This window comes from Kribbella sp. NPDC050241 (genome assembly GCF_044459685.1).
GTDB lineage: Bacteria > Actinomycetota > Actinomycetes > Propionibacteriales > Kribbellaceae > Kribbella.
Window position 1 is genome coordinate 57,305 of sequence record NZ_JBITJE010000009.1, and the last position, 17,535, is coordinate 74,839.

The window sequence follows — 17,535 nt, forward strand, 5'->3', positions numbered from 1 at the left end:
GACCCGTCCTGCCAACCCGGGAGTCGGTCCATTATGCGGACAGAGCGCTACCAGCGATCGTGGATCTGTGGCCGGATCAATTCGTCGTACGTCGCCTGGACGGCGGCCGACTGGTCGGCGCTGAGCGGGGAGAGGCTTGCCGCCGCCAGGTTGCCGGCGACCTGGGCCGGGTTGCGCGCGCCCGGGATGACCACGCTCACACCCGGCTGGTCGAGGATCCAGCGGAGGGCGAACTGGGCCATGGTGACGCCGGCGGGCAGCCAGGGCATCAGGCGGCGGACGGCCTCCAGCCCGGTGCCGAAGTCGACGCCGGAGAAGGTCTCACCGACGTCGAAGGCCTCGCCGTGGCGGTTGTAGGTACGGTGGTCGTCGACCGAGAACGTGGTGTTCTCGTCGTACTTGCCGGACAACAGCCCGCTCGCCAGCGGGACGCGGGCGATGATGCCGACGCCGGCCGCTTGCGCCGCGGGCAGCACCTCGTCGAGCGGCTTCAGCCGGAACGCGTTCAGGATGATCTGCACCGACGCCACGTTCGGCCGCGCGATCGCGGTGAGCGCTTCCGCGCAGGTCTCGACGCTCACGCCGTACGACGTCATCCTGCCCTCGTCCACCATCGAGTCGAGTGCGTCGAACACCGCGTCGGTCGAGTACACCGGCGTCGGCGGGCAGTGCAGCTGGACCAGGTCGATCGTGTCGACACCGAGGTTCTGCCGGGACCGGTCGTTCCAGGCCCGGAAGTTCTCCAGCGTGTAGTTCTCCGGGACCTGCTCGACCCGGCGTCCCATCTTGGTCGCCACGGTCAGGCCGTCGTACTTTTTGAAGACCTGACCGACCAGCCGCTCGCTGCGACCGTCGCCGTACACATCCGCGGTGTCGATGAACGTGACACCGCCCTCGATCGCCGCCCGCAACACCGCGAGCGCATCGCCCTCGTCGACCGAGCCCCAGTCGGCGCCCAGCTGCCAGGCACCGAGCCCGACCACACCCACGTCCCGACCAGTCCGACCAAGCCTGCGCGTCTCCATGCTGCCAACCTTAGGCAGTGACCGCTACCTGCAGGTCGGGACCCTCCGCGACGTCCAGGTCTGTCGCGAGAGTCTCGGCCATGATCAGGTCGCGATGCGCCTCGACGGCCTGCATGGTCCGAGCGTCAGCCGTCACCGACAGCCGCATCCGATCGGTCACGTCGAGGCCCGCGTCCCGCCGCGCCTGCTGCACCGAGCGGATCACGTCGCGAGCCGTCCCCTCGGCCTCCAGCTCAGGCGTGATCGTCGTGTCCAGTACGACGAATCCGCCGCCGGAGAGCAGGCCGCTCGCCGTACCACCCTCGGCCAGCGTGGTCTCCAGGGTGTACTCGCCCTCGGCCAACTCGATGCCCCCGGCAACGACAGCGCCGTCCGCTGAGACCGACCAGTCACCACTCTTCGACGCCTTGATCACCGTCTGAACGTCACGCCCCAGCCGCGGCCCGGCCGCCCGCGCGTTGACCGTCAACCGCTGCGACACCGGCGCGTCCACCGCATCCGCCGACGTCAGCACGACCTCGCGGACGTTGACCTCATCCTCGATCAACGGCACCAGAGCCCGCAGCGCCTCCGCGTCGGCCGTCGCAACCGTCAGCGACTGCAATGGTTGCCGGCCGCGGATGCCTGCCGCCTTCCGGATCGACGACGAGACCGAACACACCTCGCGCACCCGCTCCATCCGCGTGACCAGCTCCGGGTCGTCCGGCAGCTCGTCAACCGCCGGCCAGTCGGTCAGATGCACCGACCGCTCCCCGGTCAGACCACGCCAGACCTGCTCGACCGTGAGCGGCAGCAGCGGCGCGGCCGTCCGGCAGACCACCTCGAGCGCGGTGTAGAGCGTGTTCACCGCGTCCTGGAACGTCTCCCCCGACTCGTCCCAGAAGCGATCCCGGGACCGGCGGATGTACCAGTTCGTCAGCACCTCCAGGTAGCTGAGCACCGCATCGCAGGCCGAGGCGACGTCGTACCGATCCAGCTTCTCCTCGACGTCCGCCACGAACACCCGCAACCGGGCCAGCACGTACCGGTCCAGCAGCACCTCGGAGTCGGTCGACCACGTCGCGGTCGCCCCGGCGGCGTTCGCGTAGAGCGCGAAGAAGTACCAGGCGTTCCACAACGGGATCATCACCTGGCGGACGCCGTCCCGGATGCCTTCCTCGGTGACAACCAGGTTCCCACCGCGCAGGATCGGGCTCGACATCAGGAACCAGCGCATCGCGTCGGCGCCGTCGCGGTCGAACACCTCGGACACGTCCGGGTAGTTCCGCAGCGACTTGCTCATCTTCTGGCCGTCGTTGCCGAGCACGATCCCGTGACTCAGGCAGGACGAGAACGCCGGCCGGTCGAACAGCGCCGTGGACAGGATGTGCAGGGTGTAGAACCAACCGCGGGTCTGGCCGATGTACTCGACGATGAAGTCGCCCGGGAAATGGTGCTCGAACCACTCGGTGTTCTCGAACGGGTAGTGCACCTGCGCGAAGCTCATCGACCCCGAGTCGAACCACACGTCGAGTACGTCGGGCACCCGGCGCATCGTGGACCGCCCGGTCGGGTCGTCCGGATTCGGCCGGGTCAACTGGTCGACGTACGGGCGGTGCAGGTCCGGGACCGCGACACCGAAGTCGCGCTCCAGCTCCTCGATCGAACCGTAGACGTCGATCCGCGGGTACGCCGGATCGTCCGAACGCCAGACCGGGATCGGACTGCCCCAGAACCGGTTCCGGCTGATCGACCAGTCCCGCGCGTTCGACAGCCACTTCCCGAACTGCCCGTGCTTCACATGCTCCGGCACCCAGGTGATCTGCTCGTTCAGCTCGACCATCCGGTCCCGGATCCGGGTCACCTCGACGAACCAGCTCGACACCGCCTTGTAGATCAGCGGGTTCCGGCACCGCCAGCAGTGCGGGTAGCTGTGCACGTAGCTGTCCTCGCGCACCAGCGCCCCGGCCGCCCGTAGGTCCCGGATGATCGGCCGGTTCGCCTCGAAAACGTGCATCCCCTGGTACGGCGGGACCACGGACGTGAACCGGGCTCCTTCGTCAACGGTCAGCACGGCGGGGATCCCGGCCGCTCCACAGGCGACCTGGTCCTCCTCGCCGTACGCCGGAGCCATGTGTACGACGCCGGTGCCCTCGTCGGTGGTGACGTGCTCGGCCGAGATGACCTGGAAGGCGTTGGCGGTCCCGAAGACTTCGGCGTTCGCGAGGAACGGGAACAGCGGGGCGTAGCGCAGGCCGATCAGCTCGGAGCCCTTGAGCCGCCGGAGCACCTCGTCACCGAGGCCGGCGAAGTCGCCGTGTGTCCCGGCGTACGCCGCCAACCGCGCCTCGGCGAGAATCGTCGGGCGGCCCTCGGCGTCGTTCACCACCACGTAGTCGACGTCCGGGCCGACGGCCATGGCCAGGTTGCTCGGCAGGGTCCAGGGCGTGGTGGTCCAGGCGAGCAGGCGCTCACCGGTCTCCAGCTCGACCGCGATCGTCACCGACGGGTCCTGGCGCTGCTGGTAGACGTCGTCGTCCATCCGCAGCTCGTGGTTGGACAGCGGGGTCTCGTCGTTCCAGCAGTACGGCAGCACCCGCAGGCCCTCGTACACCAGGCCCTTGTCGTACAGCGTCTTGAACGCCCAGATCACCGACTCCATGTAGTCGCGATTGAGCGTTTTGTAATCGTGGTCGAAGTCGACCCAGCGCGCCTGGCGGGTGACGTAACTGCGCCACTCACCGGTGTACTTCAGCACCGACGCCCGGCACGCCTCGTTGAACTTCTCGATACCGAGCTCGAGGATGTCCGCCTTCGTCTTCAGCCCGAGCACCCGCTGAGCCTCCAGCTCGGCCGGCAACCCGTGCGTGTCCCACCCGAACCGCCGCTCCACCCGATGCCCACGCATGGTCTGGTACCGCGGCACGACGTCCTTCACATAGCCCGTCAGCAGATGCCCGTAATGCGGCAGCCCGTTCGCGAACGGCGGCCCGTCGTAGAACACGAACTCGTTGGCCCCGTCCACACCAGCCGCCCGCTGCTCCACCGAGGCCAGGAACGTCCCGTCCTTGTCCCAGTACTCGAGCACCTCCCGCTCGATCCGCGGAAAGTCAGGACTAGCACTCAGCTCGGCGTCACCGCTCTTCGGGTAGCTCACCCGCCGATCCTAGATGCGCCGCCTCATCACTCCCACCGCAATCCGTGGTCGCGCGGCCTTGAGCACCGATCAACCACGACTCGCCCACCAACTTGACTGTCCCGTGCTCAAAGTCGCCGGACCGGCAGCGCCGGCCTCCACCGGCCGACCGCGTGGCCGGCGGCCACGCTCGGTCGCCCTCTGCACCTACCAACCGCACTCCCGGAACGCATCCGCTCCGCCGAGTGCCTCGGACGTGATCAGGTGCCGCGGCGCGCCGGAGGCGCCAAAAGTCAGCCGCCGCCGAAGGCGGTGTCCTTTCGCGGGCCGGAGGTGCTAGCGCATGTTGTGGAGGAGGGCGGACTGGAGATAGCCCAGCCAGTCGTACAGGTCGTACGTCAGGCGGCGGGGGTCGTCGTCGGGGAGCTTCTCCCAGGTGGAGTAGTCGTCTTCTTCCTTGATGTCCAGGCGGGTGCCGATGGCCAGGCGGAGGTCGTTCAGGGCGCGCAGCCAGGACAGTTGTTCGTCGGGCTCCAGCGCGATCTCGTCCGCGCCGGATTCCTCGAGCGCGGACAGCACCCGCTTGGCGTCACCGATCTTGCCGTCGCGCAGGCCGCGCTCCGTGAACCGCCGGAACTCACCCGCCGCCTGGTCGTCCTCCTTGTAGGCGTCCGGCAGCAACCGCTGGAGTACGACGTCCTCCGGCGGCGAGGTCGGCCCGTCGCTGTCCAGGAGCGCCGCCAGCGGATCCGAGGATTGGGTGGCGCGCGGCGGCAGGCCGTCGTACAGGAGTTCGACCAGGTTGCGGAGCAGGTTCGCCAGGATGTCCGCCTCGTGCTCGGCGAAACTGACGACGACGGTCTTGCGGCGCTTGCGGAACCGGGTCACGACTTCTCGCAGGTGGCCCACAGGCCGTAGGAGTGCATCGCTTCCACGTCGCGTTCCATCGCCTCGCGGTTGCCGTTCGAAACCGCCGACTTGCCGTCCTGGTGCACCTGCAGCATCAGCTTCTCCGCCTTGTGTTTGGAGTAGCCGAAGTAGGTCTGGAACACGAAGGTGACGTAGTCCATCAGGTTGACCGGATCGTTCCAGACGATCGTCACCCACGGTGGGCTCAGCTCGATCGCCTCGTCGACCTCGGGGCTCTCGAGTTCGCTTGGTGCGGTGCTCACCGGTCCATTCTCTCCATCATCGGTTCCAGGTTCGCAATAGGCTGCCCTTGTGACTCACGCTGTGACGCACTCGACCGCGCTCCTCACGGACCACTACGAGCTCACCATGCTGCAGGCCAGCCTGGCCGACGGCACGGCGCAGCGCCGCTCGGTCTTCGAACTGTTCGCCCGCCGGCTGCCCGACGGGCGCCGCTACGGCGTGGTCGCCGGCGTGAACCGGCTGCTGGACGCGCTGGAGCGGTTCCGCTTCGACGAGCGGGCGATCGGATTCCTGGCCGACCGGGGTGTCGTCGACCAGGCTACCCGGGACTGGCTGGCGGACTACCGGTTCACCGGCGACATCTCCGGCTACGCCGACGGCGAGATCTTCTTCCCCGGCTCGCCGGTGCTGGTGGTGGAGGCCAGTTTCGCCGAGGCGGTGCTGCTGGAAACCGTGTTCCTGTCGATCCTGAACCACGATTCCGCGGTCGCCTCGGCGGCGTCCAGGATGACCTGGTGGGCCGGTGGCCGGCCGTGTATCGAGATGGGCTCGCGCCGGACCCACGAGGAGTCCGCGGTCGCCGCCGCGCTGTCGGCGTACATCGCGGGCTTCGCCACCACCTCGAACCTGGAGGCCGCGCACCGGTACGGCATCCCGAGCGCCGGTACGGCGGCGCACTCGTTCACGCTGCTGCACGACACCGAGCGGGACGCGTTCGTCTCCCAGGTCGATGCCCTCGGCAAGGGGACGACCCTGCTGGTGGACACGTACGACGTGGCCGAGGCGGTCCGGACCGCGATCGCCATCACCGGCCCCGAGCTCGGCGCGGTCCGGCTCGACTCCGGCGACCTGCCGTCCCTGGCCGGGCAGGTCCGCGAGCAGCTGGACGCTCTCGGGGCGACCAAGACCCGGATCATCGTCACCAGCGACCTCGACGAGTACCAGATCGCCGCCCTCGCCCCCGCCCCGGTCGACGGGTACGGCGTGGGTACGTCGCTCGTCACCGGCAGCGGCCACCCGACCTGCGGGTTCGTGTACAAACTGGTCGCCCGGGAGAACGCGGACGGGGCGCTGGTCCCGGTGGCGAAGAAGAGCCCGGACAAGATCTCCATCGGCGGCCGGAAGTATGCGCTGCGGCGCCGCTCGGCCAGCGGCGTTGCGGAGGTCGAGCTGATCGGCGTCGGCGAGCCGCCGGTCGACGACGGTGACGACCGGGAGCTGCTCAAGCGGCTGGTCGAGGCCGGCAAGATCGTCGGCCGCACCACCCCGGAGGAGTCCCAGGCGCACCACCTCAAGGTGCGCGACGAACTGCCCCGCTACGCCAGCCAGCTGAGCCGTGGCGAGCCCGCGATCCCGACCGAGTACAGCGGCGAGTACGACGCCCGCAACCCATTCCTGGCCCGGAGTCACATGTGAGCACCGAACGGGCTGAATGGCCTCCAGAAGCACCGGCGAGCGAAGCAGACGTCTTGGTCGCGCTGCGGTTCGCCGATCGGGCGGCCCGGAAGGCGGTCGCTGACGAGCTGGCCGGTACCGGCCTGCACACCGGCCAGGAACTGGTTCTCGCCAAGCTCCTGCACCACGGCTCGCTCCAGGTGGCCCAACTGGCGAAGGTCCTGGACGTCGAGGTGCCGACAGCAACGAAAACCACCCAGCGGATGGAAGCTGCCGGCCTCGTCCGCCGGGTCAGGAACAGCACGGACGCCCGCCAGGTCGCGATAGAACTCACCGACCGCGGCGCCGAGCTGGCCCACACGGTCCAGGAGGTCTACGACCGAGCCGGCCGCCGGGCCCTCGCCCAGCTCGGCCCAGAGGACCGCCGCGTGCTCCGCAACCTCCTCTGGACCATCACCACCACCCTCGAGCCAGGATCCTAGATCGGAATGCCCGGAAGGCCGGGGGTGCGCGGTGACTTGAGGTCCCGGCGTACCAGGACAGTCACCCAGGCAGCGCCGGCGCAGAAGATGGCCGCGAACAGCCAGAAGTTGTAGGCCACGCTCGGCGACAGGAGATCGGCGAGGACGAAGAGCGCGATCGCGGAGAAGAGCCCGACGAAGAGCAGTCCTATGCTCAGGACGATGGTGGCGTCCATGGCCGGGGTCGCGCGGCGGTGTCGCAGCCGCCAAGCGCAGGTGACGACCACGAGCAGGCCGGTGGAGGCCAGGACCAGCGACACGATGTCAGGCCAGCTCCCGTCGGCCGGAGCCGCTCCGGTCTCCTGGGCGGCGCCGTTGGCCGTGATCTCGGTCAGCCGGCCGCGCCAGATCGTGCCGGTCACGCGGTCGCCCTCGTCGAGTTGATCGAGGATGGGGCCGCTGTTGGGGAACCCCGTGTTCCACCTGGCGCCGGACGCGCCGATCAGGACCGCGCTGCGGTCGCCCGTCTTGTACTCCGGGACGACGTGGATGTCGGACGCGGTGAACTCCTCCGTCCACCGGCATTCGGCTGGTGTCTGCGGAGCGGTCGAGCAGCGCGGCGCAGTCTCGTAGGCGTGTATCTCGCGGTCGTTGTCCGGCGCCACCACAGTGCCGAGGTCGGTAGCGACACCGACCAGGGCAACGCCGCCCAGGAGAACGAAGATGGTTGTGACTGTTTTGTCGAGGATCCCCACAGGTCAATGATGCGCTCGACAGGGGTTGAGGCTGTGTCCCGTTGGTGTGATGCGCGCGACACGCGTCGAGGGCCGTCCCTAGCGCGCGTCGAAGACCTTCGCGAGCAGACTCAGAGCCTCGCGCAGGAGCTCCGGCGGCATCACGAGCGGCGGCAGGAACCGCAGTACGTTGCCGTAGGTCCCCGCGGTCAGTACGACCATCCCCTCCGCGTGACACGCTCGCGCGATCTCCCCGGTCGCGATCGGATCGGGCTCGCCGGAACTGTCGACCAGCTCGACGGCGATCATCGCGCCGCGGCCGCGGACGTCGCCGATGATGGGGTGCCGCTTGGCCAGGTCATGCAGCGCGGCCAGCATGACCTCGCCGATCTCCCGCGCCCGCGCCGGCAGGTCCTCGCCCTCGATCACCGAGATCGCCGCCAGCGAAGCCGCGCACGCCACTGGGTTCCCGCCGTACGTGCCGCCGAGACCACTCACGTGCGGCGCGTCCATGATCTCCGCCCGGCCCGTCACGGCCGCCAGCGGCAGGCCGCCCGCGATGCCCTTCGCCAGTGTGATCACATCCGGTACGACGCCCTCGTGCGTGCACGCGAAAAGGTCGCCGGTCCGCCCGAACCCGGTCTGGATCTCATCCGCGACGAACACCACCCCGGCAGAACGGCACCACTCGGCCACCGCAGGCAAGAACCCGGGAGCAGGTACGACGAACCCGCCCTCGCCGTGGATCGGTTCGATCACCACACAAGCCACGTTCGACGCACCGACGTACTTCTCGATCGACGCCACCGCCCTGGCCGCGGCCTCCGGTCCGCTCAGCCCGTCCCGATACGGGTACGACGTCGGCACTCTGTACACCTCCGGCGCGAACGGCCCGAACCCGTCCTTGTACGGCGCGTTCTTCGCCGTCATCGCCATGGTCAGGTTGGTCCGCCCGTGGTACCCGTGGTCGAACACCACCACCGCGTTCCGCCGGGTGTGGGAGCGGGCGATCTTCACCGCGTTCTCGACCGCCTCGGCACCGGAGTTCAGCAGCACGGACCGTTTCTCGTGGTCCCCGGGCGTGATCCGGTTCAGCGCCTCGCACACCTCGAGGTAGCCGGCGTACGGCGTGACCATGAAGCAGGTGTGGGTGAACCGGGCCACCTGTTCCTGGACGGCGCTCACCACCCGTGGGGCCGCGTTGCCGACGTTCGTGACCGCGATCCCGGACCCGAGATCGATCAGCTGGTTGCCGTCGGCATCCACCACGATCCCGCCGCCGGCCTCGGTGACGAACACCGGCAGCGTGATCCCGATCCCGCGCGCGACCGAGCGCCGTACCCGCGCCATCAACTCGATCGACCGAGGCCCCGGAATCTCCGTGACCAGCTTGCGTTCCTGCGTGACTGTCATCGTCCAGCTCCTAATGACTCGGCGTCGCCTGAGAGTCGTTGTGCCAGCCAGACCGGGATGACCGAGAACACGATCAGCGCGGCCGCGACCACGTTGACGATCGGCGCCTGGTTCGGCCGGAACAGGTTGTTGAAGATCCAGATCGGCAGCGTCTGCTGGTTCGCGCCGGCGGTGAACGTGGTCACGATGATCTCGTCGAACGAGAGCGCGAACGCGAGCAGCCCTCCGGCCAGCAGCGCCGACCGGATCAGCGGGAACGTCACCAGCCGGAAGGTGGTGAACCCGGACGCACCGAGATCCGCCGACGCCTGCTCGAGATGTACGCCGGTCCGCCGCAGCCGGGCGATCACGTTGTTGAACACCGTCACGATGCAGAACGTCGCGTGCGCGATGACGATCGTGCCGAACCCGAGTTCGAAGCCGAAGATGGTCCGGAACGCGTTGTTCAGCGCGATCCCGGTAACGATGCCCGGCAGCGCGATCGGCAGGATCACCAGCAGCGACACCGAGTCGCGGCCGTAGAAGCTGAACCGCTGCAGCGCGAACGCGATCATCGTCCCCAGCACCAGCGCGATCACTGTCGCCACGAGCCCGACCCGAACACTCACCCAGAGCGCATCCAGCGCGCCTTGGCTCTCGGCCGCGCGCCGCCACCACTCCAGCGTGAAGTCCCGCGGCGGCCAGGCGAACGTCTTGTTCACGTTGAACGAGTTCACCAGCACCAGCAGCAACGGGATGTAGATGATCGCAAGGATCACGATGGTGAGGATCCGCAACACCATCCTGGTCAGTCCGGAGATCGTCATCACAGGCTCTCCATCGCTCCGGTACGGCGTACCGCGGCCAGGTACCCCAGCATCACCACGACCGGGATGGTGGCGACCGCCGCCGCGAAGGGCAGGTTGTTGGCCGCGCCCACGTTGTCGTACACAACGTTGCCCAGCAACTGGTTGGTACCGCCGACGATCCGTACGGCGATGTAGTCCCCCAGCGTCAGGCTGAAGGTGAAGATCGACCCGGCCACCATGGCCGGCACCACCACCGGCACGACCACCCGCCGGATCGTCTGGGTGGTCTTCGCACCGAGATCGGCCGATGCCTCCAGCAACGAATCCGGCAGCCGTTCCAGGCCGGCGTAGATCGGCAGGATCATGTACGGCAGCCACAGGTAGGCCAGCGTCACCACCGTGGCGGTCAGGCCGAACCCGGGCGACTGCAGCCCGACCGCCTCGAACATCGAGGACACCAGCCCGCCCTCGGCGAACATCCCGCGCCACGCGTACGCCTTGACCAGATAGCTGGCCCACAAGGGCATCAGCACCGCCACCAGCAGGAACCGGCGCAGCCCCGGGCGCGCCACCTTCGACATGTACAGCGCGATCGGGAACGCGACCACCGCATCGATCACGGTCACCAGGAGGGCGACCCCGATCGTGCGCAGGGCTATGGTCCGGTACACCTCGACGGTGAACAGCGTCCGGAAGCTGTCCAGCGTCCACTCCCGCTCGATCAGCCCGGTGAAGCTGTCCTGCGACCAGAGGGCGGTGACGAACAACGCCGCCAACGCCCCCAGGTACGCAACCCCGAGCCACAAGATCGGCGGCCCCAACAACAACCCCAACCGAACCCGCGGGTGCCGGTGAAGACCGCTCATCCTTTGATCTGGGTCCAGGCTTGGGTCCAGCGGCTGTAGTCGGTGCACTTGACGTCGGTGCGGCCGTCGAGGCACTGCTCGATCGGGGTGGTCCAGTACCAGATCTTCTCGGAGTAGGCCTCGTCACCCGCGTGGAACGTGGTGCAGTGGTTCTTGTCCGCGGTCTGTGCACACGCCTTCGCGTTGGCCGGCGACTCACCGAAGTACTCGGCCACCGCCGCGTTCGCCGTCGGGCTGACGATGTGGTTCATCCAGAGGTAGCCGCAGTTCTTGTTCTTCGACGTAGCGCTCAGCATCCAGGTGTCGGACCAGCCGGTGACGCCCTCGGTCGGGACGGTGACCTGCACCGGGACCTTCTCGCCGGTCGCCACGTTCGCGATCACCTGCCAGGTGGTGCCGACCACCGAGTTGCCGCTGGTGAACGCCTGCACCTCCTTGAGGTAGTCCGACCAGTACTCCGACACCAGCGTCTTCTGCTGCTTGAGCAGATCGACGGTCGCGGTGAACTGCTTGTCGTCCAGCGCGTACGGGTTCTTGATGCCCAGATCAGGCTTCGTCGCCATCAGGTACATCGCGGCGTCGGCGATGTAGATCGGTGAGTCGTACGCCGTGACCGCACCCTTGTACGGCGAGTTCGCGTCGAAGACCACGCCCCACGACGTCGGCGCCGGCGTCACCTTGTCGGTCCGCCACATCAGCAGGTTCGCGCCGTACCCGTGCGGTACGCCGTACATCTGGCCCTTCACCGAGTTCCACGGCCGGTCCTTGAGGAACGGGTAGACGTCGGCGTAGTTCGGGATCAGGTCGGTGTTCACAGGCTCCACCTGTCCGCCCGCGATCAGCCGCAGCGACGCGTCGCCGGAGGCCGACACCACGTCGTACTGCCCGGTCTTCATCAGGCTGACGGCCTCGTCCGACGTACCGAACGTCTTCACCGTGACCTGGCAGCCGGTCTCCTTCTCGAACGACGAGACCCAGTCGACCTTCGGGTCGTTCGAGCCGTCCTCGGCGTACCCGGGCCAGGCCAGCACACTGAGCTTGCCCTCCCCGGCTCCGAGCGTGTCGAGTTCCTTCAGGTCCGGCGGGGTGAACCCGCTCGTCCCGGCCGCCCCGTCACCGGAGCTGTCGTCGGAACCACCGGACGTGCCGCACGCTGCCAGGATCAGAGCGAGCACTGCCAGGCTCGCCGCCGCACTGAGTCTCTTCATCGAAAGCTCCTTGCCAAAGGGGTGGGGCGGTGGGACTTGCTAGGCGGAACCGCCGATCTCGACGGTGTGTTCGCGGCGCCAGGTGAGGCGGACCTGGGCACCCCGAAGCGCGAGCTTGTCCTGCACCGAACCCTGCTGGTTCTGCTGCAGGACGATGAGCGAGCCACCGGCGTCCAGGTCGACCACGGTCTGCGTGGCCGAGCCCAGATACACCACTTCGCGGACCACACCGGTGGCGGTACAGCTCCCCGGGCCGGCGGCGGCTTCCCGGGATTGCATCTCGATCTTCTCGGGCCGGACGGTGAACACTCCCGGCGTACCGAGGACGGCGGATGCGACGTCGCCCTCGAGCAGATTGGAGGTACCGACGAACCCGGCGACGAACGCGCTCGCCGGGTGCTCGTACAGCTCGGCCGGACCGGCCAGCTGCTCGATCCGGCCGCCGTTGAACACGGCGATCCGGTCGCTCATCGTCAGCGCCTCCTCCTGGTCGTGGGTGACGAACACGAAGGTGATGCCGACATCACGCTGCAGCGCCTTGAGCTCGAGCTGCATCTCCCGGCGCAGCTTCAGGTCGAGGGCTCCGAGCGGCTCGTCCAGCAACAGCAGCTTCGGGCGGTTCACCAGTGCCCGGGCCAGCGCAACGCGTTGCCGCTGGCCACCGGACAGTTGGCTCGGCCGGCGGTCCCCGAACCCCTCCAGCCGGACCGTTTCCAGCGCCTCGAGAGCCCTGGTACGGCGCGACCGCCGGTCGACACCCTTCACCCGCAACCCGTACTCGACGTTCTGCAACACACTCATATGCGGGAACAGCGCGTAGTCCTGGAAGACCGTGTTCACATCGCGCGCGTACGGCGGCCGCTCGGTGACGTCGACGCCCCCGAGCAGGATCCGGCCCGCGGTCGGCACCTCGAAGCCGGCGATCATCCGCAGCACCGTGGTCTTACCGGAGCCCGACGGGCCGAGCATCGAGAAGAACTCGCCCTCGGCCAGGTCGAGGTCGACACCGTCCACCGCGGCCACCTCACCGAACGTCTTCCGCAGGCCGCGCAGGCTGACCGCCGCCACCGTGTCCGGCGGCGTCTCGGTCGTCACCTGCTCACCCAAGCTCGTCATCCGATCGCTGACATCACGTGCTTGACCCGGGTGTAGTCCTCGACGCCGTACAGGGACAGGTCCTTGCCGTGCCCGGAGTGCTTGAAGCCGCCGTGCGGCATCTCGGCCACCAGCGGGATGTGGGTGTTGATCCAGACGCAGCCGAAGTCGAGAGCCGCGGACATCCGCAGTGCCCGCGAGTGGTCAGTGGTGAACACGCTCGACGCGAGACCGAAGCGCACGCCGTTGGCCATCCGCAGTGCTTCGTCCTCGTCGGTGAACGACTGCACGGTGATGACCGGACCGAACACCTCGTCCTGGATCATCTCGTCGTCCTGCCGCAGCCCGGTGACGACGGTCGCGTCCAGGAAGTAGCCGTCGGCAAGGGCTCCGCCGGACCGCTCACCACCCAGTGCGATCGAGCCGTGCTCGGGCATCCGGGCCAGGAAGCCGTGGACCCGGTCCAGCTGCAGACTGCTGTTCAGAGGCCCGAACAGAGCGTCGCCGTCGTTCGCGAGTCCTGGGCGGGCGTTCGATCGCGCCCAGTCGACCAGGGTCTGCACGAACTCGTCGTGCACCGAGGCGTCGACGATCACCCGGCAGGCCGCCGTACAGTCCTGGCCGGCGTTGAAGTAGCCGCCGACCCCGATCGCCTCGGCCGCCGCCGCGAGATCCGCGTCCGCGAAGACGACGGCCGGTGCTTTGCCGCCGAGTTCGAGGTGCGTGCGCTTGAGGTCGAGCGCCGCCGTACTGGCGACCTCGGAACCGGCGCGGGTCGAGCCGGTGATGCTGACCTGGCCGGGGACCGGATGCGCAACCACGGCCTGCCCGGTCGCACGGTCACCGCAGACGACGTTGAACACGCCGGGCGGCAGTACTTCGGCCGCGAGCTCGGCGAGCATCACCGTCGTCACCGGTGTGGTCTCGGCCGGCTTCAGGACCACGGTGTTACCGGCGGCAAGCGCCGGACCGAACTTCCAGACCGCCATCATCATCGGGTAGTTCCACGGCGTGATCTGGCCGACGACACCGATCGGCTCGCGGCGCACCCAGGACGTGTGACCGGCCAGGTACTCACCCGCGGACTTGCCTTCGAGCAGCCGTGCGGCGCCTGCGAAGAACCGCAACTGGTCGACCATGACGTCCAGTTCCTCGGTCCGGGTCAGCTCGAGCAGCTTGCCGGTGTTCTCTGACTCGGCGGCGACCAGGGCGTCTGCCTCCGCCTCGACCCGGTCGGCGAACCGCAGCAGCGCGCGTTGCCGCTCGCTCGGTGTGGTCCCGGCCCAGCCTGGCGCAGCGGCGTCTGCCGCCCGGTACGCCGCGTCCACGTCGTCGTCGCCGGACAGTGGCGCTGTACCGAAGACCTTGCCGGTGGCCGGATCGACGAGCTCGCTGGTAGCGCCGCTGAGGGCGTCTCGCGGTGTTCCGTTGATCAGATTCCGCACAGTTCGCATCGCGCACGCTCCCGTGGCCGGGGACTGTCTCTGGTGGCCGTAAACATATGAAATCAGATGTTAAAGTTCAAGAGATCGGTGAGAATGTTCCGGAGTTGTGTCCGGGTGACCGAGAGAGGTAGGGGCGGGATGGCGCTGCGGTTCTACGGCAGTGGCGCGGCGGCAGTGTTCGCACCGCTGGAGACGCTGAGCCGCTCGGAACTGGTGGAGCGCCGCCTGACCGACGCGATCGCGCTGGGCCTGCTCCCGGACTCGGAGCAACTGCCGGGCGAATCCGACCTGGCCGGCATCTTCGGCGTCTCCACCACCACGGTGCGCGAAGCCCTGTCGTCACTGCGGTTGCGCGGCCTGATCCATACCCGGCGTGGGCGGGGCGGCGGCAGCTTCGTCCAGGCCCAGGAGGAGATGTCCGCCGCTATCGTCCGGGACCGGCTGGAGGAGTTGAGCCTCGCGCAACTTCGCGATCTCGGCGACCACTACAGCGCCATTGCGGGTACGGCGGCCAGACTCGCGGCCGAGCGGGCGACGCCGGACGACGTGCAGCGCCTCGGCGGGGTCTGCGACAGTCTGGAGAACGCCGAAGGTCTCGGCTCCCGTCGCCGGGCGGATGCACAGTTCCACATCGAGGTGGCCGCGACCGCGCAGTCCACCCGGCTGTACCGCGCCGAGGTGAGCCTCCAGGCAGAGGTCGGCACGCTGCTCTGGCTGGCGTTCGGCGACGACGAGAGCCACCGCCGGACCGTGCAGAGCTGCCGGGATGTCGTCGCGGCGATCGAGCGAACCGACGGCGACGCCGCCCGGGCGGCCGCGGAGGAACGCGTCGCAGACTCGACGGCACGACTGATCGACCTCAGACTGGCCCTGGAGGACTGATGAGTACTCACCTTGCGTCAGATGCCGGAGTCGACGCCGTCCTGGAGCAGGTCGGCGGCGTGGTCGGCGAGGCCTTCGGGCTCGCGGACCGGATCGCCGCGGACGTCGGTGCCGTGTTCACCGAGCAGCCGACGGTCCGGCGCGGCGACCTCGGCGCGGTCACGACGCTGGTGGGTCCGGCGCTCGAGGATCCGGACGGCCTGATCCAGGGCGCGGGATTCGTCGCGGCCGTCGACACGCTGGCCGACTCCCGCTGGTGGCTGGAGTGGTTCATGCTGAGCAACGGTTCGGCCGAGCGCCTGATCGTCGACACCGATCCACGCGGCGAGAACTTCTACGACTACGGTTCCCTGCCCTGGTACGACGTACCGCGGACCACCGGCCGCCGCCACATCACCGGGCCGTACGTCGACTACCTGTGTACCGACGACTACACCCTGACCTTCACCGTGCCCGTCGTGGTGGACGACCGGTTCGTCGGCGTGGCCGGCGCGGACGTCCGGGTGTTCACCTTCGAGAAGGCGATCCTGCCCTGCCTGCGGGCAACCCACCGGAAAGTTGCCATCGTCAACGACCAGGGCCGGGTCGTGCTGAGCAACAGCGCCCACCACGTGAGCGGGACGCTGCTGCGCGCACCGTCACCGTCGTACCGGATCGAGGATCTGCCGCTGTCGGTGGTCGAGCTCAGCTAGGCAGATACGTGTCCAGGTAGGGGTTGCGGAACTTGCCGGCCGGGTCGTACTTCGCCGCGAGCGCGATGAAGTCGGGCACCTTGGGATAACGCGCGCGGAGCAACGCCGCGTCGGCGGCGAAGACCTTGCCCCAGTGCGGCCGCACGTCCAGCGGGTCCAGGGCCTCCTCGAGCGCGGTCACGACAGGCCGTACGGCGGACTCGTCCTGAATCCAGGTGAAATGCAGCGCGACCGTGTCCCGGCCCTGGCTCGGGCTCAGCCACAGCTCGTCGGCGGCGATGGTGCGTATCTCGGACACCTGGATGACCGGCGTGAACTGGTTGCCCAGGGCCCGCAGTACGTCGAACGCCTCGGCCGCCCGCTCGCGCGGCACGAAGTACTCGGACTGCAGTTCGTCGCCGTTGCTCGGCGTGAACTCGAGCCGGAAGTGCGGCAGCCGCTCGTTCCACGGACCCGGTACGCCACCCTGTTGAGTGGCGTAGCCGGCCGGCATCACCTTGATCGGATGACGGGGGCCGTCAGCAACCTTCGCGCCCAGCCACTCCGCCTCGATCGGCACCTCACCACGCTGCTTGCGCCACACCATCACGTCCGGATCGACCCAGTCGGTGAAGGCGCTGACGCTATATGCACTGCCCATCACCGCGGCGAAGTCCGACCCCAGCCGCTCCACCGGCAGGCCGTCGTACACGACCTGGCTGATCTGGTACGACGGCTGGACGTCGAGCGTGAGGCTGACAGTGACACCGAGCGCACCGAGGGAGACCACCGAGCCGGCGAAGTCCGGGTCGGCACGAGTCAGCGTGACGAGCTCGCCGGACGCGTCCACGAACGTGATCGCGTTGACGGCGTCCGCGAGTGGACCGTTGGTGTCGCCGGAGCCGTGGGTGCCGGTGGAGCAGGCACCGGCGACCGAGATGTGCGGCAGCGAACCGAGGTTGTGCAACGCGAGTCCTTGGGCCTGCAGGGCCGCCGTGATCTCGCCGTACCGAAGCCCGGCCGAGACCGTGACCTCACGCTCGCCGACCTCGATCACCTGGGGCAGGTCCGCGACGCTGACCAGCGTGCCGGTGCTGTCGGCGATCCGGTTGAACGAGTGCCCGGTGCCGAGCACGCGCACCTTCTCGCTCGACGCCACGATCTCCTGCAGTTCCCCCACCGACCCCGGCCGCTGCAGTGCGCTCGCGAAGCTGACGTTCCCCGCCCAGTTCGTGACATTTGTCATGAAGTACACCTTCCTCGCGCGCCGGTCCCGGCACGACTC

16 protein-coding genes are annotated in these 17,535 nt (G+C 68.5%); 4 read left to right on the forward strand and 12 right to left on the reverse strand.

What is annotated here, in order from left to right; all coding sequences use genetic code 11:
* Positions 1–47 precede the first annotated feature (47 nt).
* The 4 genes from ACIBG5_RS32980 to clpS form a co-directional block, all read right to left on the reverse strand.
* Entirely contained in the window at positions 48–1,025 is a 978-nt protein-coding gene (locus ACIBG5_RS32980; RefSeq protein ID WP_396395435.1) for an aldo/keto reductase, read from the reverse strand.
* 10 nt (positions 1,026–1,035) lie between these two features.
* Positions 1,036–4,161, reverse strand: a complete 3,126-nt coding sequence (ileS, locus tag ACIBG5_RS32985) for an isoleucine--tRNA ligase (protein WP_396395436.1) — start codon at positions 4,159–4,161, stop codon at positions 1,036–1,038.
* A gap of 315 nt (positions 4,162–4,476) precedes the next feature.
* Positions 4,477–5,028: a DUF2017 domain-containing protein gene (locus ACIBG5_RS32990; protein WP_396395437.1), complete on the reverse strand. Its 552-nt coding sequence runs from the start codon at positions 5,026–5,028 to the stop codon at positions 4,477–4,479.
* Entirely contained in the window at positions 5,025–5,312 is a 288-nt protein-coding gene (clpS, locus tag ACIBG5_RS32995; protein ID WP_396395438.1) for an ATP-dependent Clp protease adapter ClpS, read from the reverse strand. The genes ACIBG5_RS32990 and clpS overlap by 4 nt, the downstream gene beginning before the upstream one ends.
* 106 nt (positions 5,313–5,418) lie before the next feature.
* On the opposite strand from clpS, the gene ACIBG5_RS33000 reads away from it, so the two are divergent.
* On the forward strand, positions 5,419–6,708 hold the full coding sequence (locus ACIBG5_RS33000) for a nicotinate phosphoribosyltransferase (protein WP_396395672.1): 1,290 nt from the start codon (positions 5,419–5,421) through the stop codon (positions 6,706–6,708).
* Positions 6,705–7,169: a MarR family winged helix-turn-helix transcriptional regulator gene (locus ACIBG5_RS33005; protein ID WP_396395440.1), complete on the forward strand. Its 465-nt coding sequence runs from the start codon at positions 6,705–6,707 to the stop codon at positions 7,167–7,169. Before ACIBG5_RS33000 ends, ACIBG5_RS33005 begins: the two co-directional genes overlap by 4 nt.
* Here the strand turns inward: ACIBG5_RS33005 and ACIBG5_RS33010 are convergent.
* The 7 genes from ACIBG5_RS33010 to ACIBG5_RS33040 form a co-directional block, all read right to left on the reverse strand.
* Positions 7,166–7,903, reverse strand: a complete 738-nt coding sequence (locus ACIBG5_RS33010; RefSeq protein WP_396395441.1) for a hypothetical protein — start codon at positions 7,901–7,903, stop codon at positions 7,166–7,168. The genes ACIBG5_RS33005 and ACIBG5_RS33010 overlap by 4 nt on opposite strands.
* 78 nt (positions 7,904–7,981) lie before the next feature.
* The gene (gabT, locus tag ACIBG5_RS33015) at positions 7,982–9,295 is read right to left on the reverse strand and encodes a 4-aminobutyrate--2-oxoglutarate transaminase (RefSeq protein ID WP_396395442.1); all 1,314 of its coding nucleotides are present in this window, start codon (positions 9,293–9,295) and stop codon (positions 7,982–7,984) included.
* Positions 9,292–10,101, reverse strand: coding sequence for an ABC transporter permease (locus ACIBG5_RS33020; protein WP_396395443.1), 810 nt, complete (start codon positions 10,099–10,101; stop codon positions 9,292–9,294). The genes gabT and ACIBG5_RS33020 overlap by 4 nt, the downstream gene beginning before the upstream one ends.
* A complete protein-coding gene (locus ACIBG5_RS33025; RefSeq protein WP_396395444.1) occupies positions 10,101–10,904 on the reverse strand; it encodes an ABC transporter permease in 804 nt (267 codons plus the stop codon). Before ACIBG5_RS33025 ends, ACIBG5_RS33020 begins: the two co-directional genes overlap by 1 nt.
* A gap of 41 nt (positions 10,905–10,945) precedes the next feature.
* Positions 10,946–12,157, reverse strand: coding sequence for an ABC transporter substrate-binding protein (locus tag ACIBG5_RS33030; RefSeq protein ID WP_396395445.1), 1,212 nt, complete (start codon positions 12,155–12,157; stop codon positions 10,946–10,948).
* Positions 12,158–12,196: 39 nt separating this feature from the next.
* Complete coding sequence (locus ACIBG5_RS33035; protein WP_396395446.1) at positions 12,197–13,252, reverse strand: ABC transporter ATP-binding protein; 1,056 nt, start codon at positions 13,250–13,252, stop codon at positions 12,197–12,199.
* A 17-nt stretch (positions 13,253–13,269) separates the two neighbouring features.
* Positions 13,270–14,706 (reverse strand): gamma-aminobutyraldehyde dehydrogenase, encoded by a 1,437-nt coding sequence (locus ACIBG5_RS33040; protein ID WP_396395447.1) that lies wholly within the window; start codon positions 14,704–14,706, stop codon positions 13,270–13,272.
* 105 nt (positions 14,707–14,811) lie between these two features.
* Between ACIBG5_RS33040 and ACIBG5_RS33045 the strand changes: the two genes are divergently transcribed.
* Both ACIBG5_RS33045 and ACIBG5_RS33050 read left to right on the forward strand, forming a co-directional pair.
* Positions 14,812–15,579, forward strand: coding sequence for a FadR/GntR family transcriptional regulator (locus tag ACIBG5_RS33045; RefSeq protein WP_396395448.1), 768 nt, complete (start codon positions 14,812–14,814; stop codon positions 15,577–15,579).
* A complete protein-coding gene (locus ACIBG5_RS33050) occupies positions 15,579–16,271 on the forward strand; it encodes a cache domain-containing protein (RefSeq protein WP_396395449.1) in 693 nt (230 codons plus the stop codon). The genes ACIBG5_RS33045 and ACIBG5_RS33050 overlap by 1 nt, the downstream gene beginning before the upstream one ends.
* Here ACIBG5_RS33050 and ACIBG5_RS33055 read toward each other — a convergent pair.
* Positions 16,264–17,496: a D-arabinono-1,4-lactone oxidase gene (locus ACIBG5_RS33055; protein WP_396395450.1), complete on the reverse strand. Its 1,233-nt coding sequence runs from the start codon at positions 17,494–17,496 to the stop codon at positions 16,264–16,266. The two genes, ACIBG5_RS33050 and ACIBG5_RS33055, sit on opposite strands and share 8 nt — an antisense overlap.
* Between the last annotated feature and the right edge of the window lie 39 nt (positions 17,497–17,535).